This is a genomic window from endosymbiont of Galathealinum brachiosum, from assembly GCA_003349885.1.
In the GTDB taxonomy this organism is placed as follows: Bacteria; Pseudomonadota; Gammaproteobacteria; order SZUA-229; family SZUA-229; genus SZUA-229.
Genome location: QFXC01000011.1, coordinates 836,600 through 861,908 on the forward strand (window position 1 = coordinate 836,600; position 25,309 = coordinate 861,908).

Genomic DNA, 25,309 nt, shown 5'->3' on the forward strand with positions numbered 1-25,309 from the left:
TTTTGTTGATTTCAGTATCAGGTAATTTCCATGGTAGAAGTAAAAACATTTTTTGATAAACAGACGTTTACCTTCACACATCTGGTATTCGATCCTGCGAGTAAAGATGCGGTCGTATTCGATCCTGTCCTGGATCTGGATACCGTTGGTTGGCGTACTTATAACGATAGCCTGCAGGAACTTGATAGTTTTATTAGTGAGCATCAGTTAAATCTGCGTTATGTTTTAGATACCCATATACATGCAGATCATCTTAGTGGTATGCAGCATTTGAAAGAAAAATATAAAGCACCTCTGGTTATTAATTCGGCCATCACAGTTGTACAGGAAACATTTAAACAGGTATTTAATTTAGGCGATGATTTTAATACCAGTGGCTGTGATTATGATGTGCTGGTAAAAGATGGTGAACAGCTAAATGCGGGATCAATTAAAATTGATGTATTACATACACCGGGGCATACGCCCGCATGTACAACGTATAAAATAGATAATAATCTGTTTACGGGAGATGCGTTATTTGTACCGAGCATTGGGACGGGGCGATGTGATTTTCCAAAGGGAAGTGCAAAAGATTTATATCATTCAGTAACAAAAAAACTGTATACGCAGCCCGATGAAGCCAGAGTGTTTCCCGGTCATGATTACCCCGGTAACAGAGAGCTTCAAACATTTACGACAATCGGTGAAAGTAAAAAGTCGAATGTGGACTTGCCTGAAAACCGAAGTGAAGCCGAGTATATTGAATTTATGGAAAACAGGGATAGTAAATTACCCTTACCAAGATTAATTTATCAGGGTGTACAGGTTAATTTAACCGCGGGTCAGTTGCCGAAAAAAGAATCAAATGGGCAAAGTTATCTGAAAATACCGATTTATAATGATTAGGTGTTTTTCTACAGTGGCGCAGAGGCTTTTATTGAAATTAAATAACCTCTGTGTTCTCGGCATCTTGGTGGCAGAATCTTTTAAAATTAATATTCTTCGCGGCTATTATTCGAAAGCCACTCTTCAAAACTTTTATTCGCATCATCATGTTTAGAGTGTTTAATTGAGATACGTCTTTGTGCATATGGCTTAGATAACTCATCATAAATAAACTGATCATCAAAGCCAGCTTTTTGAGCGTCTTTAGCGGTTGCGGCATAAACTAGTTCGGGAATGCGTGCCCAGTAAATAGCAGACATGCACATAGGGCACGGTTCGCAACTGGAGTAAATAATACAATCGTTTAACTGGTGATTATTTACGTTTTTACAGGCCTCGCGAATAGCGATGATTTCAGCATGAGCAGACGGGTCACAGTTCTCTGTAACCTGGTTATGCCCCTTACCAATTACGTGGCCATTTTTAACAACTACAGCGCCGAAAGGGCCACCAGTATTTTTTGCAGACTGAATAGCGAGATCTATCGCCTGCTGTAGAAAATCCATATCAGACTGATTTTTTTCAGACATAAAATCAGGTGATATTAAATTTTAATTCGAAGTTGGCAATATTTAAAACCTGCTTAATATAATCAGAGCAGTTAATTATATTAATTCGCTGGTCGCTAAAATGCTCATCTAGTAATAACAGCATACCTAAAGCAGATGAGTCCATATATTCTGTGTTGGCCAGATCAACTGAAACATTCAAGTTTTTATCGGGCTCTATATCTCTATATGAATCTCTGAAGCCGGGGTGTTCGGAAAAATTAAATGAACCAGTTATGCTGATTACAAGGTTGTTATTATTACGATCAAGTTTCTGTGTTACAGACATAAGTTTTGTCTCTAATGATGGATAGTTGAATTGTTAGTCTGGCTATTCGATGCAAATAAATTTTCTACATCTACACTATCGAAATTATATTGTGCATTACAAAACTCACAATCGACCTGAATTTTTCCCTGTTCTGAAACAATATCATGAGCTTCTTTCAGGCCTAACGAAAGAATCATTTTTGCAATACGTTCATTTGAACAGCCGCATCGAAAGCTAAGTGGGGATGGTTCAAATAAACGAATATCATCTTCATGAAATAACCGATGAAGGACTTCTTTTGTTGATAAGCTTAACAGTTCTTCTTTGCTAAGTGTATTACCTAAAACTTCAGCATGTTCCCAGTCGTGGTGGTCTTCCCCCAGGTTGCTAGGGCTAATGTCCTGTGTTTCAGGAAGTTCCTGCAGTAAAAACCCCGTGCAGGTTTCGCTATTGGCCGCTAGCCATAATCGAGTGTTTAATTGTTCAGACTGTTTGAAGTAGTTTTCAATAGCATCCTGAATATGTTCGCCTTCCAGAGCGATTATACCCTGATAGGGTTCGCCTGTTGCTGGCTCGATAGTGATGACCATTGAGCCGGAGCCAAATATATTTCTCAGGTTGTGATCAGGGACGTCGCTGCTCCAGCGAGCCAGGCCGCGTAAGGTGCCCTCTGATGTTACCTGTACGACCAGTAAGTGCAACGGTCCGTCGCCACGAATCTGTAAGATTAGCGAACCATCATATTTTATGGTGGCCGATAATAATGCGCAGGCAGCAAAAGCCTCACCCAGAATGCGCTGCACATTCTCAGGGTATTCATAACGATCTAGTGCAGCTTTCCAGGTAGCGTTAAGGTGTACCATTTCGCCTCGTACCCGAGTGTTTTCAATAATAAATCGATGGAGTGAATCGTTGTCGGGCATAGGGTTTATATCGCTGCTTTATTGTTGTCATACTTCGCCGAGATATAAAGCTGGTGCCTACATTTAAGAATGTCCATGTAGGTGCTGGCTATATATCTCGTGGAGTGATGAAAATACCTGATTTGAACTCGTTCTATTATTTTAGTTTATCTTTAAGCATTTTATTTACCTGACCCGGGTTGGCTTTACCCTGTGAGGCTTTCATTACCTGACCAACAAAATAACCGAACAGTTTGTCCTTGCCAGAACGATACTGTTCTAGCTGGTTAGGGCTGTTAGTAATCACTTCATCTATAATGGCTTCGATGGCAGAATCATCGGTGATTTGCTTTAAGCCTTTCTTTTCGATAACAGTATCTGCATCGCCTTCACCATTCCACATGCCATTAAATACGTCTTTGGCAATTTTTCCTGAGATGGTATTGTCGCCAATTCGTTTTAACATGCCGGCTAGATGTATAGCGGTTACCGGGCACTCAGTAATAGTTAAGTCTTCTTTATTTAAACGCGCAGAAACATCACCGATCATCCAGTTAGCAGCAAGTTTGGCATCAACAGATTCATTGATAACAATTTCAAAAAAATCTGCCAGTTCGCGAGATGTTGTTAAAATGCCTGCATCATATTCGCTAAGCCCTAAGTCGCTAACAAAACGCGCTGTTTTTTCATCGGGTAATTCTGGAAGCGTTTTGCGGATTTCTTCAATGTAATTATCATCAAAAACCACGGGTAATAAATCAGGGTCAGGAAAATAACGATAATCGTTGGCTTCTTCCTTTGAGCGCATAGAACGAGTTTCATGTTTGTCTGCATCATACAGACGGGTTTCCTGAGTAACTTTACCGCCGTCTTCTATTACGTCAATTTGACGTTCAACTTCGAGGTTGATAGCGCGTTCAACAAAACGGAATGAGTTAATGTTTTTTAACTCTGCGCGTGTTCCATACTCTTTCTGACCTTTCGGGCGTACTGAAACATTCGCATCACAACGAAAAGATCCTTCCGCCATATTGCCATCACTGATTTCTATGTACTGCACCAGAGAATGAATTTTTTTCATGTAAGCAACTGCTTCTTTAGCTGAGCGCATATCAGGCTCTGAAACAATTTCCAGTAAAGGTGTGCCTGCACGATTTAAATCAATCCCAGTCATGCCATGATAATCTTCGTGTAAAGATTTTCCTGCATCTTCTTCCAGGTGTGCTCTGGTAATGCCGATGGTTTTTTTTGTGCCATCTTCTAACTCTATATCTATAGAGCCTACGCCAACGATGGGTAGTTCCATTTGCGAGATTTGATAACCTTTTGGAGAGTCCGGATAAAAATAATTTTTACGTGCAAATACGGAGTTTTTGCAAATCTCCGAACCAGTTGCCAGGCCGAATTTTGTTGCCATACGAATGGCTTCTGCATTAACGACAGGTAGTACGCCCGGTAAACCCAGGTCAACTGCACAGGCCTGTGTATTCGGCTCGGCGCCAAATGCGGTAGATGCAGATGAAAATATTTTACTTTTCGTACGCAGTTGCGTATGTATTTCTAAACCGATTACGGTTTCCCATTCCATATTAGAATGCCTCTTTTATAAAAGATTTGCCACGCAGGCACGGAGATTATAGAGAATTATTCTTAAATTAAATCTCTGTGCACTCTGTGTCTCTGCGGCTAAAAATTATTTAAACTCTTCTGGTATTTGTGTATGCCAGTCTGTTTGCTGCTGGTATTGATGAGCTACATTAAGTAAGCGGCTTTCATCAAAATGGTTTGCAATAATTTGTAAACCAACCGGCATTTTGTTACTGAAACCTGCTGGCACACTCATGCCAGGTAAGCCGGCCAGATTAACTGCAATGGTGTAAATGTCTGACAGGTACATAGAAATTGGATCGTCAGATTTTTCACCAATATTAAAAGCTGTTTCAGGTGATGCCGGCCCCATAATAACGTCTACTTTTTCAAATGCTTTTGTGAAATCATCTGAAATCATACGGCGTAATTGTTGGGCTTTTATGTAGTATGCATCGTAGTAACCTGCAGACAGTGCGTAGGTGCCAACTAAAATTCTACGTTTTACTTCTTCACCAAAACCTTCACCGCGAGAACGTTTGTATAAATCCTCAAGGTCTTTAGGTTCTTCGCAGCGATGACCAAAACGAACGCCATCAAAACGTGATAAATTAGATGAGCATTCTGCTGGCGCTACAACATAGTAAACCGGTACGGCCAGATGTGTATTTGGTAGACTGATATCAATTATTTCAGCCCCCATTGCTTTGTATTCTTCAATCGCTTTTTGTACGATTTCATTTGTGCCTTCGCTCAATCCTTCACCAAAATATTCTTTTGGCAGACCAATTTTTAAACCATCAAGTGGTTTGTTTAAATCAGCCGTGTAATCCGGCACATCTTTTTCCAGAGATGTTGAATCTCTTGTGTCAAACCCTGACATGGCATTTAAAAGTAAAGCGCAGTCTTCTGCGCTTTGAGCCATCGGTCCTGCCTGATCCAGACTTGATGCAAACGCGATCATTCCATAACGGGATACGCGGCCATAAGTTGGCTTTAAGCCGGTGATACCACAAAGAGATGCGGGTTGGCGAATTGACCCACCCGTATCTGTACCTGTTGCAGCGGGGGTTAAGCGCGCTGCAACAGAGGATGCAGATCCACCAGACGACCCACCGGGTACGGCCTTAGTGTTCCACGGGTTTTTAACCGGACCGAAATAGCTGGTTTCATTAGATGAACCCATAGCAAATTCATCCATATTGGTTTTACCCAGCATAATCACACCAGCCTGCTGCATTTTTTCTACTACAGTTGCATCGTAGGGTGATTCAAAGTTATCTAGCATCTTTGAGCCGCAGGTGGTTTTTACGCCTTTAGTGCAAAAGATATCTTTATGAGCAAAAGGAATACCGGTTAATGGCCCGGCATTGCCTGATTTTCGCTTTTCATCAGCAGCGGTTGCTGATTCCAGTGCCTGTTCTGCAGTAACAGTGATAAAACTGTTCAGTTCTGCATCGTGATCTTTGATGCGTTGTAGAAAATGCTCAGTAAGTTGCACTGAGGTGACCTCACCTGCTTCAAGCATGGCGGATAACTCACTCAATGTTTTAGTGTGGTACATAGCTTATCTCTAGTTTTGTTTTTCTTTAAAAAATTTGCAACAGAGGCGCCGAGTGCTCAGAGGTATTTGAAGTTGTTGCACCTGCGGAGCAGTAACTAAAACTGTTTTTCTCGGTGTTTTCTGTCGCTTTGTGGCGAAAAAATATCTTACTCAATTACCTGTGGCACAAGATAAAGGCCATCTTCGGTTTTAGGTGCGACTTTCTGAAAAGTTTCACGTTGATTTTCTTCAAGCACTTCATCCATACGCAGGCGTTGAGAAACATCCATGGGATGAGCCATGGGTTTTACGCCGGTGGTGTCCACGGCATTCATTTCTTCCACCAGTCCTAATATGCTGGACAGGTTTTTTGCATATTCCTCGATATTTTTTTCATCAATTTCGAGTCGCGCCAGATGCGCGATGCCTTTCACATCATCGGATCCCAATGACATATATTTCTCCGCTTTTTTAATGCCTGTTAGTGACATTAATATCGATTTGATTTGATGTAATTTCAAACTTTGCAATCAGAAAACATCAAATGCGTTAAAAACCGCGCAAAATTAGCATATTATGCGTGTTTAAGCCACTGCTATGCTTGCTCTGAACGGTGCTCGTTGATAGAGTACCGCTAAATCTATAGTAGAGTCTAAAGTAATGCTTCAAATTGAAGTTCTAGGCTTTAATAAATCTTACAAAATAATGAGTTAATACACGAATGTTTCTTAAACGCTTTCGCGGCATGTTTTCAAATGACTTATCAATCGACCTTGGTACGGCAAACACCCTGATTTATGCACGGGGTAACGGTATTGTTCTAGATGAACCCTCAGTAGTTGCTATTCGACAGGATCGAAATGGTAATGGAGCTAAAGCAATTGAAGCTTACGGCCATGAGGCTAAACGTATGCTGGGTCGTACACCACAAAATATTACGGCTATACGCCCAATGCGTGATGGTGTAATTGCTGATTTTCATATTACAGAGAAAATGTTGCAGCATTTTATACGTAAAGTGCACGAAAGCGCTTTGTTACGTCCCAGTCCAAGAGTATTGATCTGTGTGCCCTGTGGTGCAACTCAGGTTGAGCGTCGAGCCATTAAAGAATCTGCTGCAGGTGCAGGCGCGCGTAAGGTATACCTAATTGAAGAGCCAATGGCTGCGGCTATTGGAGCGGGTATGCCCGTCGATGAGCCTCGTGGTTCAATGGTACTTGATATCGGTGGTGGTACATCTGAAGTGGCGGTCATCTCTTTAAATGGTATCGTTTATTCTGCTTCTGTTCGTATTGGTGGTGATACATTTGATGAAGGTATTATTTCTTATGTGCGTAGAAATTACGGTACCTTAATTGGTGAGGCTACGGCCGAGCGTATTAAGCATCAAATTGGTTCAGCTTATCCCGGTAAAGATCTGTTAGAAATTGAGGTGAAAGGCCGCAACCTGTCTGAAGGTATTCCCCGTAGCTTTACCCTAAACAGTAATGAAATTCTTGAAGCCTTGCAGGAACCTCTGCATGGTATTGTGAGCGCAGTCAAAACCGCATTAGAACAGACACCACCTGAGTTGGGTGCTGATGTTGCAGAGCGTGGAATCGTTCTGACCGGTGGTGGTTCGCTGTTGCGTGATCTTGATCGTCTTCTGATGGAGGAAACCGGGCTGCCAGTGATTATGGCAGAAGAGCCGTTGACCTGTGTTGCCCGTGGTGGTGGTCGAGTGCTTGAATTAATTGACGAGCATGGTGGGGATTTCTTCGCAATCGAATAAATTATTGCTCATATCACCTCTGTGTGTCCCCAGCTCTTCGTTAGAAAATGGACATTTACATTTGTAAACTTACATTTTCTGCCTTGATCTGGGAACACACAGAGGCAATCTGGGCAATAATTACCATTGTTCAGGTTGTTGTTGGATTACAAAATGAAAAACGAATTTTTGATTCGTTTTTTTTTAAATGAATTTTTATTTTTAAACTTCGGGCTTAATGCGGTTTTATGCAGCCATTATTTTTACAGGGTCCATCGGTAACGTTACGCACCATTTTACTGGTGATAGTCTCTATTGTCGTTATGGTGGCAGATCATCGCTGGCATGCACTGGAAACTGTGCGTAGTGCTATTGAAAGTTACGTTGTTTATCCTATTCGTTACACCATAAACCTTCCTTCACGTTTTGTAGAGTGGGGGGATGAATCTTTAAGCTCCCATCAGGAGTTACTTGACGGTAATCGTAAGTTACAGGAACAGCAATTGCGTGCTCAGGTGAGTTTGCAAAAACTCAGTGTGCTGGAAAAAGAAAACGATCGTTTAAGAAAGATGTTGAGTGCCCAGCCTAAAGTGGGTGAGCTGGTGCTGGTTGCTGAAATTTTAGCGATCGATCTGGATCCTTATAAACAACAGGTCATACTGAATAAGGGACGGAATAAAGATGTGTATATTGGTCAGCCTATAATCGATGCCTGGGGTGTGATGGGGCAGGTGGTTCACATGGGCTCCTTTTCCTCAACGGCACTTCTTATATCTGATCCAAGTCATGCTATACCCGTGCAGGTGAGTCGCAGTGGCTTACGTAGTACGGCGTTTGGTACCGGTAACTCTCAATTGCTGGAGTTGCGTTATATTCCCCATAATGCAGATATTGAAATAGGTGATGTCATTACAACTTCAGGACTGGGTGGGCGTTTCCCGCCTAATTATCCGGTTGGCCGAATTATTTCAGTGGAACGAGCCGCGGGTGAGTCTTTTGCGACTGTACTGGCTGAGCCTGTTGCGCACCTGGACAGGAGTCGAGAAGTTCTGTTGGTATGGCATAAGTTGCAGGTAAAGGATGTGGAAATGACTAATTCATCCTCCGCTGTTATTGAAGGTAAGGGAAAATAATGCGCTCGCAAAATTGTTTTCGTATCGTTATTCCTACCTTGATTGTTGCGCTCATGCTTCACATGTGGCCTTTACCTGACTGGCTGGATTACGCACGCCCCGAGTGGGCGGTGTTAGTGCTTATGTACTGGGCTCTGGCGATGCCTGAACAAATAGGTGTAACGGTTGCTTTTGTTGTCGGTTTATTACTTGATGTGACTCAAGGTGCAATTCTGGGGCAGCATGCGGTAGGTCTGGTGCTGGTTGTATTTGTCATTAATATGCAGTATCAGCGTATTCGAGTGTTTTCACTTGCTCAGCAGGCGTTAGTGGTGCTGTTATTATTGATTATCAAATCAGTACTGGTGCTTTGGGTTAGCGGTATAGTGGGGCAGGCCCCAGATATTGATTTATATTTTTTACCGGCGTTAACGGGTGCGATTATCTGGCCGTGGTTGTTTATTTTGCTTCGAGATCTTCGACGGCGGTTTACCGTATCACGTAGTTTTTAATCAGGTGTGGTGGATCTCTCTCAAGGAGTAGCACGGAATCGTCTGCTAATCTGATCGGAATTACCACAGGGGGCAGACTTTAAAAAACAAAACCTGACCCAGGGCAAAGTAATCTGGCGTGAAGTGAGCCATCTAATCAACTGGCACGGTTCGCTCACTGGCCCAATCTCGCAAATCCTGAATCTGTTCTGACATAACAATAGATAGAGGGCGTGTATCTTTTATTTCCTGTAGCATTATGTCTGTGTTTATTGTTGCTTCGGAGTTATGGCTGGCATAGATAGCTGAAACGACAGCCTGTTCAATTTCAGAACCTGAGAAACCCTCACAGGCTTCGGATATCTGATCAAAATTAATCTGCGAAGTATCAATGTTTCTTTTATCAAAGTGAATTTTAAAAATATTAGACCGAGTTTCCGTACCAGGTAAATCAACAAAGAATATCTCATCTAATCTGCCTTTTCTGATTAGCTCTGGAGGTAGAGCATCTATCTGATTCGCAGTGGCGACAATAAAAACACGGGATTTTTTTTCGGCCATCCAGGTGAGTAGTGTGCCGAGTAAACGTTTAGACGTGCCCTGATCATCATTGCCTGATGAGATACCTTTTTCTAGTTCGTCTATCCATAATACACAGGGTGACATTACCTCAGCTGTCTGTAATGCCAGGCGTAAATTTTTTTCTGTTTCTCCTACGTACTTATCATATAAACGGCCAAAATCCAGACGTAATAAAGGAGTGCCCCAGATGCCAGCAACTGCTTTTGCGGCAAGACTTTTGCCGCAGCCCTGTACTCCAAGCAATAAAATACCTTTAGGTATATCGACAGAAGTTTCTGTTTTTTGTGTAAAAATAGACTGGCGTTGTTTAAGCCAGCTTTTTAGTTTTTTCATGCCGCCCAGTTCTGATAAATGAGCCGTTTCAAATTCAAAAGAAAGAGTATCGTCCTTGTTAAGTAATTTATATTTTGCCTGCATTACTTCAGGTAAATCAGATTCTGTTATTGCACCGTCATCAATAATTGCGTTTCGAATTAAACGTGTTGCATCTCGATGAGTTAATCCAGACAGGTTTTGTATGAGTCTGTTTAACGTTTCTCTGTCTGTACGTACTCGTTGGTTTTCAGATGTTTGCCATTTTTGAGCTTCATCTCTAATTAATTTTTCCAGTACTTTTGTAGAAGGTAAATTTAGAGAAAAATTAGAAGAGAGTGCGTGCAGATTTCCAGGTAGGGACAACTGATGGCTGAGTAAAATCAGTTTGCCCTTATTTCCATCAAACATCATGGCTATTTCTTTTAGCAGACGAATGTTAACCGGGTCTTTAAGATAAGGTTCGAAATCTAACAGTATATAAATGCCCTGTAATGCAGATGATTTAATATGTTTTAAACCATCCTGAGGGTCAGATACGTGACGTTGTGGATCCAGACTTAAATCCAGTCGTTGCAGTCCATCGGTTACAGTCCATTTGAAAGTGGGTAAGTAATTTTTATATGAAGCCCTGACAATTAAATCTAAAGCGCGATTCTCTTCATGAGTTTCAATGGTGATGATGGGCACATGTCCATGAATTAAAAGCTCAAGATCGCGACTATCCGGCATAGGTCTGTCCGTTATAATTTTTATGTGATTCGATAGTAGCTGAATATGATGGGGATAATCAAAAAGTTTGTTTAAAAGATAATTCAGCTTAAGCGCATTTCCATCGGGGAAGGGCGCAAAAACCGCGACCTTTCCCCGATGGAGATGTTCCTGAGCAGAGTAAGTTTGCGTTCAATTACATTTTCTTTTATGTTTAGGGTAAATATCGGAATAAGAAATAGTCGAAATAATATGTATCCACTTAAACCCCTTCTCTCACAAAATGGTTTCACTTCAAGTGAAAGCTATGATCACGCCGTGCAGTGTTTCTTAAGTAATCCGACAGATCATATTCGTTGTATGCATGTTGATGGTGATTGTGGCCGTAAACGCACGGCATTTGCACATGCATTGGCAAATGCATTGTGTGCTTCGCAGATTATGTATTATGAGTTTGGAAAAGATAAATCAATTCCACAAATTATACGTATACAGGAAGGTGAGGAAATCATTGAAGAGCCACCGGTCGAGGCTCTGGATCGAATTCTTACGGAAGCCTGTGCTCAGAGCGAGGCAGAGCAGACAGTACTCATACTGGATCAATTACATAAAACCCAGTTCTTAAATCACATTCGTTTATATGAGTTTTTGCAAACCGGTTTGTGGCGTTATAGTGATGTGCAGTATCAGGCAAATTTATCCAATTTAAGTGTTTATCTAATATCAGATGAGCCTCTTTATCACTCTCTACAAAGCTGTTCTTTTCGTTTGTGGATCAGTGAGGTAAATCGGGCTGTGATTACAGTTTCAGCTGAGGACCTGGGTTTAAATGAGCAAAATTGCCAGTGGCTCTTACCTGTGCAGAAGCTTCTGGGAAAAATAAATCTTTCGCCAACGCTGGAAGAATATCAACGCCTGGCGTTTGATATTGAGCAGCACGTGCATAATAAACAACAACTTAAAGTGTCATTATTTGGTTGGCTGGAAAATATAGATCGCATAAAACTGGAAAGCGAAGAGTTGCAAACTTATCTCGATGAAGTGCTAGAAGCTATATTGATGGGTAAGGGGGTAGGGGAGGAAATTGAAATATCAGGTGTTTGATGATTAGGAACCGGTAATCTGAAAGTGATAGTTTTTTTCTTCTTAACCTTAATATATCGGCGGTTTTAACGTATCATGCAGTTGTCTGAGTTAAATTTGACCGTTTGTCAGAAAAAAATGGGCTTTGTTAGCAAAGTCCTTGATTAAACAGGAAAAAATATCTACATATTAACAAATGATTAAATTTAACCCTTTTTGTGAACCGATTAACAGTGATCATTCAAGTCAGGCACTAGACTAGTGTCTATTGATTGAGGTATTTGGTGGTATTTTACATGCAGAGTAATGCGCAACTTCAGGAAGAGCCTTTATATCAACGGAATGTGAGTAGCACGGCTAAGCTTTTCAGCTTTAATCGATCCGTATTTATGACGGATAGAGTATGGGAAGATTGTGTCGAGTTAGCAGGCGTTAATGGTAGAAGTGTTGATGAGCTGGCTGTTTTGCAGCGTCTAAGACATGTCCTTTTTATGGCCTCTAGTGCATTGCATGGGCGTGTAGCAGATCTGGAATGCGAGTTTAGTATTCATCGTGTTCCGAATGATGGTGAAACGTGTCGTCCTGAACAGACGATTCTTAAGCTTGTTGCGAGTACAAGTGATCAAGATCAGCCGCAGATAATAATCAAACACCCTTGTGAGTAGACGACGTGGTAGCTATGTTTACAGACGAAAATATACAATTAAATTATGATCAGAGCCCTGATCTTCGAGATGTGACTAGCACAGCTCGCCTGTTTAACTTCAGGCGTCCTGTATTCATGTCAACCCAGGTATGGGATGACTGTGTTGAGCTAATGGCAGAAGAAGGTCGTTCTTATGATGAACTTGCTGTATTACAACGTTTGAGGCATGTCTTATTTATGGCGGCTAGCGCTCTACACGGGCGTGTTGAAGATCTTGAGTATGACTTCAGAGTTTATCGGGTGGCTAATGATGCCCTGCATGGTCAACGTCAGCCTGAGCCGGTAAACCTGCATCTTCGTGCTCATAAAGATGAACATAATAGACCAGTTATAACGATTGGTTTTCCAGAATAGTAAAAAAACTTTAATTTCTGTCTTTGCAATAATGGATTAATTACTCTTAAGTGTTTAAGGGTTAAATGTAAATTGAGTTCCCAAAAATGAAAAATAAACTACTTAATCGCTGGTTTGGTCACGCTGCCAGTGCCAGTGCAGCATCACAGGTAAAACTTCGTGATGGTCTCACAATTCTTATCGTTGATGATTCACGTACCCAGCTTTTTGCTCTGGAAAAACTACTTAAAGCTGAAGGTGTAAAAACCTGTACGGCAGAAAATGGTAAGCAGGGAATTCTGATGGCAAGGCACGTTAAGCCTGATTTAATACTAATGGATATAGTTATGCCGGAAATCAACGGTTTTCAGGCTACTCGTTATTTGAGTCGTCAGAAAGATACTGGTCATATTCCAATTATTATTATCAGTGGCTCAAATGAACAATCAGATAAAACCTGGGGATTAAAACTGGGTGCAAAAGATTATTTACAAAAACCGGTTGATAAAAACTTATTATTGAAAAAAATCAGTCACTGGACTGCAGAAGTTGGCGTAGAAAAACCTGTGCCAGTTGAGCGTGGTAAAGGTGATCATGGTTCAACTTGGGTGGAAGCAGGGTAGTTTCTATTTAAGGCGTATTCTTCGGTGGGGTGTTGCTTCAGAAAGTAATATCTAACCCCGAGAAAATGAATCTGTTTATATTGTTTAAATATAGTAAGCCGAGGTTGTCATTACCTTGGACATAGCAGCCATTAATTTTTTAACCGGCCATGGCAACTCTGCACCGCCACCTTCAAGAGCCACAGTTGCATGGTGTGCTTCATCCACTTTCATCTGTTTTAATACCGCTTCACTGCGTAAATCGTTTTTAGGCAGCTTTTCCAGATGTTCGTCCAGATGTCTAATAACCTGATGCTCTGTTTCAGCAACAAATCCAAGGCTCCATTTATCTCCCAGTAAACCTGCAATTGCACCAATGGCAAATGAACCGCAATACCAGACTGGATTTAGAATGCTTTTCTGGCTGGAGAGTTCTCTCAGGCGTTGTTCAGTCCATGCGAGGTGGTCATTTTCTTCCAGAGCTGCACGTTTCATGCTCTCCCGTACTTTATCTAATCGAGCGGTTAATGCCTGGCCCTGATAAAGCGCCTGTGCAGAGACTTCGCCCGAGTGGTTAACTCGCATTAAGCCAGAGGATAGTTTTCGCTCTGTATCATTGAGTGGGCTTTCGGATGTGTCATTAGAGGGGTTTTTGCGCTCAGTTGTGACCGGGTTGCCAAAAATGGTGCGTAGAGCATGGTCAGATTGCACGATAAGCTGGTCAATCGGGTTTAAGTGTCGCATTGTTATTTCTTCTCGTTACTGATTAGCTGGCTTGCCAGATAACTGATCGGGTGCATTACTTTAATATCAGGATTATACCCGGTTATTGCTGTTTTTATATGTAAGCTACAGCCAATATTGTCGCTAATGAATATATTGGTTTGCATTAAATCAAAACTTTTTAATTTTCCCTGTAATAGAGCCTGTGCCTGCTGAGGGTAGTTGATTGACTGAAGACCTCCGGCGCCACAACAAAGAGATGGATCACTGGACTCAATAATCTGTATCCCTGGTATGCAATTTAACAGCTCGGTATTTAATGTTTTTAAGCGAAGCATATTTCGGTGGCTACAGCTTTCGTGTAGTGCAACGGGCTGTTTCTGTGTGGAAAAATTTAATGGCTGATGTCGCAATGCTTCGAGTATAAATGTTCGAGCGTCTTTTATGGCGATATTTTCAGCTTGTTTTAAGCTGGCACCACAGGCGGGGCTAAAAAATAAAATAACCGAAGACTTCTGTTGCTCAAGCTGTGCCCGGTTTTTATTAAGGAGAGTTTTAGCTGTTTCGAGCTGCCCATTATGCTGGTGCATAGCACCGCAACAAGTTTGTTGTTCGGGAATATTTACATCAAAACCAAGCTGGTTGAGTATAAATGTGGCATCTTTAATACTGCGATAGTCGGATGACTTTCCGATGCAGCCTGTAAATAATGATACTTCACCTCGACACTCTTCCTGACTGTTATATGTGCCTGCATAAAAAGATTTCAAATGAGTCGGTTCAACGGTTAATGTATTTTTTGGCAGATCTGTAAAAGTAGAACCTAATTTTATGAGTTGTTTTAACACCGGTTTGTTGATTATGGATGTTAATGCGTGCAGCCCATCAGGTTTTGCAGCCTGTTTTAGAATAAGTTTAGTTAACCAGGGTTTTCTGACTGACTGGTTATACTGATTTCTGAATTCATCAATCAGTTGGCCGTAAGGTACCCTGGAAGGGCAGATGGTTTCGCAGTTAAGGCAGCCCAGGCAGTGATCAATATGTAACAGTGCTTTAGAGTTGATATTGATCTTCTGCTGATTAATGGCCTGCATCAGGGCAACTCTGCCTCTTGGTGATTCAGTTTCTGTTTGGTATAACTGGTATGTAGGGCACTGAGGCAGGCACATGCCGCACATTACACATAAATCAGTATCCGAGAGTTTGTTGGCCTTTTTCATCGCGGCTAATCTTAACTTATAACGGTGAAATTTATCATTGTATAATGTGCCTAAATTTAAGGGTTTAAAAACATGAGTTACTATCAGCATCATATCTTTTTCTGCACTAATCAACGTGAAGACGGGCGAAGATGTTGTGAGCAGGCAGGCGCGAGTAAGTTACGCGCCTATGCTAAAGCTAAAATAAAATCACTGGGTATGTCGGGGAAAGGGCGTATTAGAGTTAATACTGCAGGTTGCCTGGACCGATGTGGTCAGGGGCCGGTTATTGTGGTGTACCCGGATGAGACCTGGTATCGATATGAAAATGAGAAAGATATTGATGAGATAATCGAGCAGCATCTTGTTAATAATCAACAAGTTAAAAGATTAATGGTAGATTAGATGATGAGAGTTTTGAAAATAGGTTGTTAAATAAGCATAAATTATTTGCAAAGTCCGGATATCTATATTAGTATTTGCTTATCTTATGAATTACCAGTAGTGGTTAGTTTCATATTTGTGACTCCTTATTCTCCATATGAGAATTTTTAAGCGCAACATCCCCTGTTGCGCTTTTTTTTGCCTGTAATAAAGCAAAAAAAGACGTTAGAAATAGCGTCCGGTGCAGTTGCAAAACTTTATTAGTGTTACGGCTTGTGTCTGGCCGGCTAATTCTGTATTATATGCCGCCTTTCGTTGAGTACGAACATTTTAGGATTTAACAACATGAAAACATTCAGTGCCAAGCCCGAAACGGTTAAGCGTGACTGGTACGTAGTAGATGCAGACGGTAAAACTCTGGGTCGATTGGCGACTGAAATTGCTCGCCGCCTACGCGGTAAGCATAAGCCTGTATACACACCACACGTTGATACAGGTGACTACATAGTAGTTATCAATGCAGAAAAAGTAGCAGTAACAGGCCGTAAGGCAACAGATAAGATGTATTATCATCACACTGGTTTTCCAGGTGGTATTAAAGAAATATCTTTTGATAAGCTGATCGATAAGAAGCCTGAAATGGTTATCGAAAAAGCAGTTAAAGGTATGCTACCTAAGAATCCACTGGGACGCGCAATGTACCGTAAGCTAAAAGTTTACGCCGGCCCGGAACATCAACATACAGCTCAGCAGCCACAAGTGCTGGACATTTAAAGTAGAGATATCTCATGGCAGAAACTCAATATTACGCAACAGGTCGACGCAAATCTTCAAGCGCTCGTGTATTCATGACTGCAGGCAGTGGTGGATTTAAAGTAAACGGTCTTCCGATTGAAAAATATTTCGGTCGTCAAACTTCAATTATGGTTGTTAAGCAGCCATTAGATATCGTTGAGATGGATGGAAAGTTTGATTTCAATATCACTGTTAAAGGTGGTGGTGATACAGGTCAGTCTGGTGCAATTCGTCACGGTATTACTCGTGCACTAATGAAGTATGACGAAAGTCTACGCCCAGCACTACGTAAAGCAGGATTTGTAACACGTGATGCACGTGAAGTAGAACGTAAGAAAGTGGGTCTGCGTAAAGCACGTCGCGCAACTCAGTTCTCAAAACGTTAATTTGTTTACTGGCTCTTTTGAGCCGAGCAGATTTAATGTTAAAAAAAGCCGGTCATCGACCGGCTTTTTTTGTGTCTGTAATTTATTTTATTTTTTTAAAATTTAATCTTTTAATTTTTAAGGATGGTGCTGGTAGATTAAATTTTTTAACTATGATTTGAAGGTGTTGATGTCTTTGTTAATACTTGCAAATAAGGTGTGTTGCTGTTCAAAGGCGGAGTGTATCTTTAAAATGCATAAAATAATAAACATTAATTAATATATTATTAAATTCTTACATTGCAGCTAAAGTGTTGAGTAGTTGTAGAAAATGACGCTAACATTCGCTAAATCAGCAGAATTAAGTGGGCTAATGGTGTTTCATATTAGCGCTCTCTAATGTGTGCCGCTAACGTGAAATATCAATCTTAAATTTATTAAATCAGTTCTAAAGTTATTAAAATAAAACAGTGAAATAAAATGTAAGCCACGATTGTGTGATGTTTATAACAATTAAAGTTTTAAGTTTTTAATAAAATAGTTTTTTTAAATTTGTAATTAAAAAATAATAAAGTTATTAATTACGTAAAAAATATTATTTTGTGGTGATTAAAAATTTAATTGATAGCATTAAAGTGCTGTATTTATAGGAGTATTTATCCTTTTTTTTAGTAAAAAGGTTGACTAAATTTTGTATTCGTATATAAATACATTAGATTTTTTGTTTGACCACACAAAAAGTTATAGCTATGACAATAAACCACAAATGCAGGAGTCTTGCATAATGAAAAAACGTTTCCTAGTAGCTGCAGTAGCAGCAACATTAATTTCACCTTTAGCTGCTCAAGCAGACGCAACCGTTTACGGTAACGTCCACTTAAGTATTGATAGTGTTGATGATGGATCAGTTGGTGCAGCTGATGGTCTTCAAATGAATAGCCGTACTTCATCTATCGGTGTTAAAGGTAAAGAAGATCTTGGCGGTGGTATGACTGCACTGTTTAAAGTTGAATTCCAAGTTGATATCGATGATCGTAATACTGGTGATGCAAAAGCTTCATTAACTGATCGTGATCAATGGGTTGGATTAAAAGGCGCTATGGGTACGGTTAAGTTCGGTACTATGTCTTCTAACTACAAGCAAATGGGTGGCAAGGTTGACCCATTATATCGTACAGGTGTTGAGGGTCGTGCAAGCGGCATGCAGTCAGCACTTCATGGTGGCGCAGGTATTGGTGGTGGTCGTATGACTGACACTTTACAGTACACATCGCCTAAGATGGGTGGCGTACAGGTAGTATTCAACACAACTTTCACAGCTGCTGATGGTAACGCTGACGAAACTATTGGTTTAGGTGTGCGTTATAAAACCAAAACTATCTTAGCTTTCTTTGACTATATCGATATGGACACTGATTTTGTTGCAGGTAATCCTCTAGCTACTACTTCTGGTACAGAGTCGGCTATGAAGATTGGTGGTACATATAAGATGGACACACTGACATTAGGTCTTCAGCACGAACTAACAGCTGACCTATTAGGTGAAGATACTACTTTCTTCAGTGCTGCATACGGTCTTAACGATAACGACACTGTTGCATTTACATTTGCAACTGCATCTCAAGATGTAGCAACTGGCAATGATGGTGACGGTTTTTCTATTGCATATGATCACAAGATGAGCAAGCGTACTAACACATATGTGGCGTACGGTTCTACAGATATGCTGGGTAGTGCAACTAGCGACAATACTGACGTTATATCTTTAGGTCTTCGTCACAAGTTCTAAATCGATTTCGATTTTAACTTATGTAAAAAAACAGGGCTTCGGCCCTGTTTTTTTATGCCTACAAAAATGACCTACGACTATCTTTTGATCTTTTATGCTAAAATCTCCAGCCATTAAATAAACTACTGGCAGTTCTCCCAGAATGAGTTCAAACACTCGAATTCGCGAAATACCCTATAACTACACTTCTTTCTCTGATCGTGAAATTATTATTCGTTTTCTCGGCGAGCCAATCTGGCAGTTGATAAATGAATTACGTGGTGAGCGTCAAACCGGGCACTCTGCGCGTATGTTATTTGAAGTGCTGGGTGACATGTGGGTGGTTCAGCGCAATCCGTTTCTGCAGGATGACCTGCTTGAAAATAACAGACGCCGAAAGCAGCTTATATCAGCTTTAAATCACCGAATTGAACAAATTGAACAGCGTGCTAATGGAAATCAGAAAGCTATTGAGTTGGCAGCAGCAGCTCGTGGTGCGGTAAATACCTTCTCTGACTGGTTTGAAACACAAAATGCACTGCGCACCAGAGCGCTCAGGTCTTTAGCAAAAACCACCAGCAAAGATAATATTGATTTTAGCGGTATGGCCAGGGTGAGTCACGTTACAGATGCGACTGACTGGCGGGTAGAGTTTCCATTTGTTGTGTTAACGCCAGATACAGAAGAAGAAGTGCCACAGTTAGTGAAACGTTGTATCAAGCTTGGCCTGACATTAATCGCCAGGGGTGGCGGTACGGGTTATACCGGTGGTGCAGTGCCGCTTTATCAGAATACAGCCATTATCAATACAGAGAAATTACAGGCCATCGGTGCGCTAGAGCATAAGCAGATACCGGGTGTTGAAAAACTGGTGCCCGTTGTAAGAACAGAGGCGGGTGTGGTTACTCGCAGGGTCTCTGATGTCGCCGAGCTTCATGGTCATGTCTTTGCAGTGGACCCAACTTCTCAGGATGCATCGACTGTTGGCGGTAATATCGCTATGAATGCAGGCGGTAAAAAAGCCGTTATGTGGGGTACGACACTGGATAACCTGGTTTCATGGAGAATGGTGACGGCGGATGGTAACTGGTTAGATGTTGATCGTATTAATCATAACCTTGGAAAAATACATCAGCAGGAAGAAGTGCGGTTCAGGTTAAGTCATTTTGATTCCCTTACCCAAAAATTAATTGGTGAGCCTCAAGTGCTGGAGTTTAAAGGCGCATCATTACGAAAAGAAGGTTTGGGTAAAGATGTGACCGATAAGTTTTTAGGCGGTCTACCCGGCGTTCAGAAAGAAGGTTGTGATGGCATTATAACGTCGGCACATTTTCTTTTGCACACTATGCCTCAACAGGCACGTACCGTCGCTCTTGAATTTTATGGTCAGGACTTGCAAAAATCTGTTCCGGCCATCGTCGAGATAAAAGATTATCTGGATAATAATCCCCATGTTTTGCTTTCAGGTCTTGAGCATTTAGATGATCGATATGTGCGTGCGGTTAACTATAGCCCGAAAGCCAGTCGCGGATGTTTGCCAAAAATGTTACTGGTAGCGGATATTGTTGGTGAAGATGAATCAGCAGTCAGTGAAGCGGCTTCGCAGGTTGTGCGTTTGGCGAATGCACGAGATGCGGAAGGTTTTATTGCGGTCAGTGCAGAGGCCAGGAAAAGTTTCTGGTCAGAGCGTAGTCGCACAGCAGCGATTGCGGCACATACTAATGCATTTAAAATTAATGAAGATGTCGTTATTCCGTTAGATCGACTGGCTGATTACACGCTAGGTATTGAAACGATGAATGTGTTTCAGTCGATGAATAATAAGTTGGCGATGCTTGATGCGTTAACCGATTATATAAATAAGGAACAAACGCTACTGGATGAGTCTGATGCTGAGTCGTCACAATATTTAATCCCACGTTTTTCTGATGCAGTGAAAATTATTGAGCAGGCTCGTTTACGTTGGAATACTTTATTAAATAATTTCAAAAATAATATACATGATTTTAAAGAGTATTTGCTGGAAGAAGAAATAAATTCTGCTGCATATAATGACGGGTTGAGTGTAATACAGTCGGTGTTAAATGCAGATGTTAGAATATCATTTAAAAAAGAAGTTGAAGAGCCTTTAAAGAAATTATTTAGTGGGCATGAACTAAATCATATACACCTGAAATTTGAAGAAATACACAAACAAATTTTATCCAGTAGAATTTTCGTCGCTCTGCATATGCATGCGGGTGATGGTAATGTTCATACTAATATTCCAGTTAACTCTAACGACTACAATATGATGCAGGAAGCAGAGCATGTGGTTGACCAGATTATGGAGCTTGCCGCGTCACTAAATGGTGTTATTTCCGGTGAGCATGGAATTGGTTTGACCAAGATGCAATATCTTGAAGGCTCAATCATTGATGCGTTTGCAGATTATAAAAAGAAAGTTGATCCGGAAGATTATTTTAATAAAGGGAAGCTGCAAAGAGAAACCGGCGGTTTAGAATCGGCTTACACGCCATCATTAAGATTGCTGAAGCAAGAAGCGTTAATACTTGAAGAAAGTGAATTAGGTGAATTGAATGATGCAATTGCGCATTGTTTACGCTGTGGTAAATGCAAACCGGAATGCTCTACTCATGTGCCGGCAGCCAATTTATTATATTCACCAAGAAATAAAATTTTAGCCAGTGGTTTAATTACCGAAGCATTTTTATATGAAGAGCAAACTCGTCGAGGTGTATCAATCAGACACTTTGATGAAATGAATGATATTGCTGATCACTGTACGATTTGTCATCGTTGTTTAAATCCTTGCCCGGTTAATATTGATTTTGGTGATGTGACAATAAAAATGCGTCATATCCTTAAAAAACAGGGTAAACGTAGGGAAAATATAGGCACAAAAATGTCGATGGCATTTTTGAATGTGACTTCGCCGGGTAAAGTAAAAGCCATGCGTGCGGGGTTAATTCAGGCTGGATATCTTGGTCAACGTTTAATGCATAGTTCGTTAAAATTAATCCCGGGTGCATTGCCTAAAGCCGACCGGCCTAAATCAACAACAGGTAAACCGGTTATAAAAGAAGAAGTAATTCAGTTCTTTAGTAAACCAATGCCAGCGGGAGTACCTACGGGTACGATGCGTTCAGTGCTGGGAATAGAGGATGATAAAACCATTCCGATATTGCGAGATCCGAACAGAACTGATGTTAATAGTGAAGCGGTATTTTATTTTCCCGGTTGTGGTTCTGAGCGCCTGTTTAGTCAAATTGGTGTGGCAACGTTAGCCTGGTTGTATGAGCTTGGGATTCAAACTGTTTTACCGCCCGGCTATTTGTGTTGTGGTTATCCGCAGACATCTTCAGGTGATATCGAAAAAGGAAAACAGATAACGACCAGTAATCGTGTGTTGTTTCATCGCATGGCAAATACGTTAAATTATCTGGATATTAAAACAGTTGTTGTTTCCTGCGGTACCTGTATAGATCAGTTGCTGAAATATCAGTTCGAACAAATTTTTCCTGGATGTCGTTTAATAGATATTCATGAATACCTGATGGAGAAAGGTGTAACAATGGATGGTGTGGGGGGAACAAAATATTTATATCATGAGCCCTGTCATACGCCAATGAAGCAACACAATGGTACAGATGTAGCAACGGCATTAATGGGTAAAGAAGTGAAGTTATCAGATCGCTGCTGTGGTGAATCTGGAACTTTTGCAATTTCACGCCCTGATATTTCTGCACAGGTAAAGTATCGTAAGCTTGAAGAATTGAAGTTAGATATTAAAAGCTTAAGTGGTCATGAAAAAGCATTAAATAATAATGTAAAAATGCTTACATCGTGCCCGGCATGCCAGCAAGGTTTAGAGCGTTATCGTGAAGATACTAATATGGATGTAGCTTATATTTTAGTTGAGCTTGCAAAATTTAAGCTCGGTGAAAACTGGCAGAAATCTTATTATGAAAAAGTTAAACAAGGTGGGGTTGAGCGAGTTCTGCTTTAGGTTTTGAGCTGGTATTGTTTGACGTTTGTTTGGTTCAGTCTCCACCGGGGAAAGAGCATCTTTCCCGCTCTGTCCCCTGTTGTGATGCCATCAAGAGTTTTACGGGGTCGACTCACTACACTGTCAGCGCTTAGCGGTATGGGTTAAGGGGACAGGGCGCAAAAAAACGCGACCTTTCCCCGATGGAGATGTGCCATAGCTTGATAACTAAAAAACTATTTAGGCATTACTGTCTTTGCACCATCAGGTGTTCCTAAGATAAGAACATCAGCGCCCTTTCTAGCAAACAAACCACAGGTTACAACGCCTGCCCAGCTATTGATTTCATCTTCCATTTTAATGGGTTCCATAATGTCCATATCATGAACATCTAAAATTACATTGCCGTTATCAGTAATGAAATCTTCACGCCATACAGGGCGGCCACCTAGTGCAACCAGTTTGCGGGCAATGTAACTTCTTGCCATAGGGATTACTTCCACGGGAAGTGGAAATTTGCCCATTACATCAACCAGCTTGCTTTCGTCAGCAATGCAGACAAATTTCTTACTTGCACCGGCAATAATTTTTTCACGTGTTAGGGCTCCGCCGCCGCCTTTAATTAAAGACAGGCCGTGATTGGATTCATCTGCGCCATCAACATAAACTGGAATGTAGTCAACGCTGTTTAAATCAAATACCTGAATGCCGCGTTCTTCCATTAATTTAGTTGAAGCTTCTGAGCTGGATACAGCGCCTTTGATTTTGCCTTTTACTTCTGCAAGGCAATCTATAAAATGATTTACAGTTGAACCTGTGCCAACACCAATTATTTCATCTTCTATTACATATTCCATGGCTGCTTCTGCAGCTTTACGTTTCATTTCATCTTGTGTCATCTTGTTTATCCTGTTGTATGTCTTTCTAATTCAATTCTTTTAGACCGTGTATCGATGTGTTTTCTTTATATATCTGGCCTGGCATTTCTTTTCAGGCCCGGTCATAGTATTCTTTCTGTTTAATCTAAAATGTGAATTCTAACCCTTTAAGCCCCATGACTCAAAAATACATTGAAAAAATTCTAACTGCCCGTGTTTATGATGTGGCAATTGAATCGCCATTAGAAAGAGCCAGGCGCCTAAGTATGCGCCTTGATAACCAGATTTTGCTTAAAAGAGAGGATTTACAGCCTGTATTCTCTTTTAAGTTGCGTGGTGCTTATAACAAGCTTTATCAGCTAAGTCGAACAACAAAGCTTAAAGGTGTAGTGGCTGCATCTGCGGGTAATCATGCTCAGGGTCTGGCGTTATCGGCAAACAAATTGGGTGTAAAAGCGACTATTGTCATGCCGAAGACAACGCCGAAAATTAAAGTTGATTCGGTTCGTTCGTATGGTGCAAAAGCCGTGTTAGTGGGTGATACCTATGATGACGCATCGCTTTATGCTCATGAGCTAGCTGAAAAAGAAGGTTTAGCGTATATCCATCCATATGATGACCCTGATGTTATTGCGGGTCAGGGTACCGTTGCAGCAGAGATACTGCGTCAGTATACGGATGATATAGACGCTATATTTATACCTGTTGGTGGAGGCGGTCTAATTGCGGGTATGGGAGCGTTTATTAAATATCTGCGCCCGGAAGTAAAAGTTATTGCAGTAGAACCAACTGATGCGGCCTGTCTGGCTGCTGCGATGGAGAAAAAACGTCGTGTTGTCTTAAATCAGGTTGGTTTGTTTGCTGATGGTGTCGCGGTTAAACAAATTGGTCGTGAGACCTGGCGAATTGCCCGGCAGGTGGTAGATGAGGTTATTACTGTTAATACAGATGAAATTTGTGCCGCAATAAAAGATATTTTTGATGATACTCGCTCGATTATGGAGCCAGCAGGAGCGCTAGCAGTCGCGGGTATTAAAAAATATGTAGAGAATAACAAGGTTCGCAATCAGACGCTTGTAGCTGTGAATAGTGGCGCGAATATGAACTTTGATCGCTTGCGTCATGTTTCAGAGCGAGCTGAATTAGGTGAGCATCGTGAAGGTTTAATCGGTGTAACCATTCCCGAAGCGCCTGGTAGTTTTTTGCGCTTTTGCCGGTTAATAGGTAAAAAAGGCATTACTGAATTTAATTACCGTTATTCAGATAGTCAAAATGCCCATGTGTTTGCGGGTATTCAGTTGGCTGATGGTCTGCCAGAACTTGAAGTGCTGGTTACTAAATTAAGAGACAAGTCTTATCCTGTGCTTTGCATGAGTGATAATGAAATGGCTAAATTACATGTTCGTCATATGGTCGGTGGGCACGCTAATAAAATTGAAAACGAAGTGTTGTATCGTTTTGAGTTTCCAGAGCGTCCAGGTGCTTTACTGGAGTTTCTTGCGCATATAGGTAAGCGGTGGAATATTAGCCTGTTTCATTATCGAAATCATGGCGCGGCGTTTGGTCGTGTGTTGGTGGGGTTACAAGTGCCATTTGATGAGCGTAAAGACGTTAAAGTTTTTCTGGATGATCTGGGTTATAACTGGTGGGATGAAAGTGATAATGAGGCTTACCGGATGTTTCTCGGGCCTGCTGAGGATTAGGGCTGCAATATATACAAAATCATTCGTAGGAGTTAGCCATATCTAT

Annotated in this window: 24 protein-coding genes; 14 read left to right on the forward strand and 10 right to left on the reverse strand. The window is 41.1% G+C overall.

Going from position 1 to position 25,309, the window contains the following annotated elements:
* Positions 1-30 precede the first annotated feature (30 nt).
* Entirely contained in the window at positions 31-888 is an 858-nt protein-coding gene (locus tag DIZ80_12275; protein ID RDH83031.1) for an MBL fold metallo-hydrolase, read from the forward strand.
* A gap of 86 nt (positions 889-974) precedes the next feature.
* Here the strand turns inward: DIZ80_12275 and DIZ80_12280 are convergent, their stop codons facing one another.
* The 6 genes from DIZ80_12280 to DIZ80_12305 form a co-directional block, all read right to left on the reverse strand.
* Positions 975-1,433 (reverse strand): tRNA-specific adenosine deaminase, encoded by a 459-nt coding sequence (locus DIZ80_12280; GenBank protein RDH83170.1) that lies wholly within the window; start codon positions 1,431-1,433, stop codon positions 975-977.
* Between the two features lie 28 nt (positions 1,434-1,461).
* The gene (locus DIZ80_12285) at positions 1,462-1,764 is read right to left on the reverse strand and encodes an anti-anti-sigma factor (protein ID RDH83032.1); all 303 of its coding nucleotides are present in this window, start codon (positions 1,762-1,764) and stop codon (positions 1,462-1,464) included.
* Positions 1,765-1,775: 11 nt separating this feature from the next.
* A complete protein-coding gene (locus DIZ80_12290) occupies positions 1,776-2,669 on the reverse strand; it encodes an Hsp33 family molecular chaperone HslO (protein ID RDH83033.1) in 894 nt (297 codons plus the stop codon).
* A 136-nt stretch (positions 2,670-2,805) separates the two neighbouring features.
* Entirely contained in the window at positions 2,806-4,236 is a 1,431-nt protein-coding gene (gene gatB / locus DIZ80_12295; protein ID RDH83034.1) for an Asp-tRNA(Asn)/Glu-tRNA(Gln) amidotransferase GatCAB subunit B, read from the reverse strand.
* 105 nt (positions 4,237-4,341) lie between these two features.
* Positions 4,342-5,799, reverse strand: coding sequence for an Asp-tRNA(Asn)/Glu-tRNA(Gln) amidotransferase GatCAB subunit A (locus DIZ80_12300; GenBank protein ID RDH83035.1), 1,458 nt, complete (start codon positions 5,797-5,799; stop codon positions 4,342-4,344).
* Positions 5,800-5,945: 146 nt separating this feature from the next.
* Complete coding sequence (locus DIZ80_12305) at positions 5,946-6,233, reverse strand: Asp-tRNA(Asn)/Glu-tRNA(Gln) amidotransferase GatCAB subunit C (GenBank protein ID RDH83036.1); 288 nt, start codon at positions 6,231-6,233, stop codon at positions 5,946-5,948.
* A 266-nt stretch (positions 6,234-6,499) separates the two neighbouring features.
* On the opposite strand from DIZ80_12305, the gene DIZ80_12310 reads away from it, so the two are divergent.
* From DIZ80_12310 to mreD, 3 genes are all read left to right on the forward strand, one after another.
* Entirely contained in the window at positions 6,500-7,549 is a 1,050-nt protein-coding gene (locus tag DIZ80_12310) for a rod shape-determining protein (protein RDH83037.1), read from the forward strand.
* A gap of 227 nt (positions 7,550-7,776) precedes the next feature.
* On the forward strand, positions 7,777-8,661 hold the full coding sequence (locus tag DIZ80_12315; GenBank protein ID RDH83038.1) for a rod shape-determining protein MreC: 885 nt from the start codon (positions 7,777-7,779) through the stop codon (positions 8,659-8,661).
* Positions 8,661-9,152: a rod shape-determining protein MreD gene (mreD, locus tag DIZ80_12320; protein ID RDH83039.1), complete on the forward strand. Its 492-nt coding sequence runs from the start codon at positions 8,661-8,663 to the stop codon at positions 9,150-9,152. Before DIZ80_12315 ends, mreD begins: the two co-directional genes overlap by 1 nt.
* A gap of 132 nt (positions 9,153-9,284) precedes the next feature.
* Here the strand turns inward: mreD and DIZ80_12325 are convergent, their stop codons facing one another.
* Positions 9,285-10,757 (reverse strand): ATPase, encoded by a 1,473-nt coding sequence (locus tag DIZ80_12325; GenBank protein RDH83040.1) that lies wholly within the window; start codon positions 10,755-10,757, stop codon positions 9,285-9,287.
* A gap of 231 nt (positions 10,758-10,988) precedes the next feature.
* Between DIZ80_12325 and DIZ80_12330 the strand changes: the two genes are divergently transcribed.
* The 4 genes from DIZ80_12330 to DIZ80_12345 all read left to right on the forward strand — a co-directional run bounded on the left by DIZ80_12330 (position 10,989) and on the right by DIZ80_12345 (position 13,481).
* A complete protein-coding gene (locus DIZ80_12330; protein RDH83041.1) occupies positions 10,989-11,840 on the forward strand; it encodes a hypothetical protein in 852 nt (283 codons plus the stop codon).
* A gap of 275 nt (positions 11,841-12,115) precedes the next feature.
* Positions 12,116-12,484 (forward strand): hypothetical protein, encoded by a 369-nt coding sequence (locus tag DIZ80_12335; protein RDH83042.1) that lies wholly within the window; start codon positions 12,116-12,118, stop codon positions 12,482-12,484.
* A 14-nt stretch (positions 12,485-12,498) separates the two neighbouring features.
* Positions 12,499-12,879 (forward strand): hypothetical protein, encoded by a 381-nt coding sequence (locus DIZ80_12340; protein RDH83043.1) that lies wholly within the window; start codon positions 12,499-12,501, stop codon positions 12,877-12,879.
* Between the two features lie 86 nt (positions 12,880-12,965).
* Complete coding sequence (locus DIZ80_12345) at positions 12,966-13,481, forward strand: two-component system response regulator (protein RDH83044.1); 516 nt, start codon at positions 12,966-12,968, stop codon at positions 13,479-13,481.
* An 84-nt stretch (positions 13,482-13,565) separates the two neighbouring features.
* On the opposite strand, the gene DIZ80_12350 is transcribed toward DIZ80_12345, so the two are convergent.
* Both DIZ80_12350 and DIZ80_12355 read right to left on the reverse strand, forming a co-directional pair.
* Positions 13,566-14,204 (reverse strand): demethoxyubiquinone hydroxylase family protein, encoded by a 639-nt coding sequence (locus tag DIZ80_12350; protein ID RDH83045.1) that lies wholly within the window; start codon positions 14,202-14,204, stop codon positions 13,566-13,568.
* A 2-nt stretch (positions 14,205-14,206) separates the two neighbouring features.
* Complete coding sequence (locus DIZ80_12355) at positions 14,207-15,496, reverse strand: hypothetical protein (protein ID RDH83046.1); 1,290 nt, start codon at positions 15,494-15,496, stop codon at positions 14,207-14,209.
* On the opposite strand from DIZ80_12355, the gene DIZ80_12360 reads away from it, so the two are divergent.
* The 5 genes from DIZ80_12360 (at position 15,476) to DIZ80_12380 (ending at position 22,703) form a co-directional block, all read left to right on the forward strand.
* Positions 15,476-15,787, forward strand: coding sequence for a 2Fe-2S ferredoxin (locus tag DIZ80_12360; protein ID RDH83047.1), 312 nt, complete (start codon positions 15,476-15,478; stop codon positions 15,785-15,787). The genes DIZ80_12355 and DIZ80_12360 overlap by 21 nt on opposite strands.
* Positions 15,788-16,111: 324 nt before the next feature.
* A complete protein-coding gene (locus tag DIZ80_12365; protein RDH83048.1) occupies positions 16,112-16,540 on the forward strand; it encodes a 50S ribosomal protein L13 in 429 nt (142 codons plus the stop codon).
* Between the two features lie 14 nt (positions 16,541-16,554).
* Positions 16,555-16,947, forward strand: a complete 393-nt coding sequence (locus tag DIZ80_12370) for a 30S ribosomal protein S9 (GenBank protein RDH83049.1) — start codon at positions 16,555-16,557, stop codon at positions 16,945-16,947.
* A 670-nt stretch (positions 16,948-17,617) separates the two neighbouring features.
* Complete coding sequence (locus tag DIZ80_12375; GenBank protein RDH83050.1) at positions 17,618-18,715, forward strand: hypothetical protein; 1,098 nt, start codon at positions 17,618-17,620, stop codon at positions 18,713-18,715.
* Positions 18,716-18,857: 142 nt separating this feature from the next.
* On the forward strand, positions 18,858-22,703 hold the full coding sequence (locus DIZ80_12380; GenBank protein ID RDH83051.1) for an FAD-linked oxidase: 3,846 nt from the start codon (positions 18,858-18,860) through the stop codon (positions 22,701-22,703).
* Between the two features lie 215 nt (positions 22,704-22,918).
* Here the strand turns inward: DIZ80_12380 and DIZ80_12385 are convergent, their stop codons facing one another.
* Entirely contained in the window at positions 22,919-23,581 is a 663-nt protein-coding gene (locus tag DIZ80_12385) for a ribose 5-phosphate isomerase A (GenBank protein ID RDH83052.1), read from the reverse strand.
* Between the two features lie 155 nt (positions 23,582-23,736).
* On the opposite strand from DIZ80_12385, the gene ilvA reads away from it, so the two are divergent.
* On the forward strand, positions 23,737-25,263 hold the full coding sequence (gene ilvA / locus DIZ80_12390) for a threonine ammonia-lyase, biosynthetic (protein RDH83171.1): 1,527 nt from the start codon (positions 23,737-23,739) through the stop codon (positions 25,261-25,263).
* The last annotated feature ends 46 nt before the right edge of the window (positions 25,264-25,309 follow it).

Bases quoted from the DNA above. Each gene is read 5' to 3' on its own strand.
- DIZ80_12275 (RDH83031.1), top strand. From the start codon at position 31: ATGGTAGAAGTAAAAACATTTTTTGATAAACAGACGTTTACCTTCACA.
- DIZ80_12280 (RDH83170.1), bottom strand. From the start codon at position 1,433: ATGGATTTTCTACAGCAGGCGATAGATCTCGCTATTCAGTCTGCAAAA.
- DIZ80_12285 (RDH83032.1), bottom strand. From the start codon at position 1,764: ATGTCTGTAACACAGAAACTTGATCGTAATAATAACAACCTTGTAATC.
- DIZ80_12290 (RDH83033.1), bottom strand. From the start codon at position 2,669: ATGCCCGACAACGATTCACTCCATCGATTTATTATTGAAAACACTCGG.
- gatB (RDH83034.1), bottom strand. From the start codon at position 4,236: ATGGAATGGGAAACCGTAATCGGTTTAGAAATACATACGCAACTGCGT.
- DIZ80_12300 (RDH83035.1), bottom strand. From the start codon at position 5,799: ATGTACCACACTAAAACATTGAGTGAGTTATCCGCCATGCTTGAAGCA.
- DIZ80_12305 (RDH83036.1), bottom strand. From the start codon at position 6,233: ATGTCATTGGGATCCGATGATGTGAAAGGCATCGCGCATCTGGCGCGA.
- DIZ80_12310 (RDH83037.1), top strand. From the start codon at position 6,500: ATGTTTCTTAAACGCTTTCGCGGCATGTTTTCAAATGACTTATCAATC.
- DIZ80_12315 (RDH83038.1), top strand. From the start codon at position 7,777: ATGCAGCCATTATTTTTACAGGGTCCATCGGTAACGTTACGCACCATT.
- mreD (RDH83039.1), top strand. From the start codon at position 8,661: ATGCGCTCGCAAAATTGTTTTCGTATCGTTATTCCTACCTTGATTGTT.
- DIZ80_12325 (RDH83040.1), bottom strand. From the start codon at position 10,757: ATGCCGGATAGTCGCGATCTTGAGCTTTTAATTCATGGACATGTGCCC.
- DIZ80_12330 (RDH83041.1), top strand. From the start codon at position 10,989: ATGTATCCACTTAAACCCCTTCTCTCACAAAATGGTTTCACTTCAAGT.
- DIZ80_12335 (RDH83042.1), top strand. From the start codon at position 12,116: ATGCAGAGTAATGCGCAACTTCAGGAAGAGCCTTTATATCAACGGAAT.
- DIZ80_12340 (RDH83043.1), top strand. From the start codon at position 12,499: ATGTTTACAGACGAAAATATACAATTAAATTATGATCAGAGCCCTGAT.
- DIZ80_12345 (RDH83044.1), top strand. From the start codon at position 12,966: ATGAAAAATAAACTACTTAATCGCTGGTTTGGTCACGCTGCCAGTGCC.
- DIZ80_12350 (RDH83045.1), bottom strand. From the start codon at position 14,204: ATGCGACACTTAAACCCGATTGACCAGCTTATCGTGCAATCTGACCAT.
- DIZ80_12360 (RDH83047.1), top strand. From the start codon at position 15,476: ATGAGTTACTATCAGCATCATATCTTTTTCTGCACTAATCAACGTGAA.
- DIZ80_12355 (RDH83046.1), bottom strand. From the start codon at position 15,496: ATGATGCTGATAGTAACTCATGTTTTTAAACCCTTAAATTTAGGCACA.
- DIZ80_12365 (RDH83048.1), top strand. From the start codon at position 16,112: ATGAAAACATTCAGTGCCAAGCCCGAAACGGTTAAGCGTGACTGGTAC.
- DIZ80_12370 (RDH83049.1), top strand. From the start codon at position 16,555: ATGGCAGAAACTCAATATTACGCAACAGGTCGACGCAAATCTTCAAGC.
- DIZ80_12380 (RDH83051.1), top strand. From the start codon at position 18,858: ATGAGTTCAAACACTCGAATTCGCGAAATACCCTATAACTACACTTCT.
- DIZ80_12385 (RDH83052.1), bottom strand. From the start codon at position 23,581: ATGACACAAGATGAAATGAAACGTAAAGCTGCAGAAGCAGCCATGGAA.
- ilvA (RDH83171.1), top strand. From the start codon at position 23,737: ATGACTCAAAAATACATTGAAAAAATTCTAACTGCCCGTGTTTATGAT.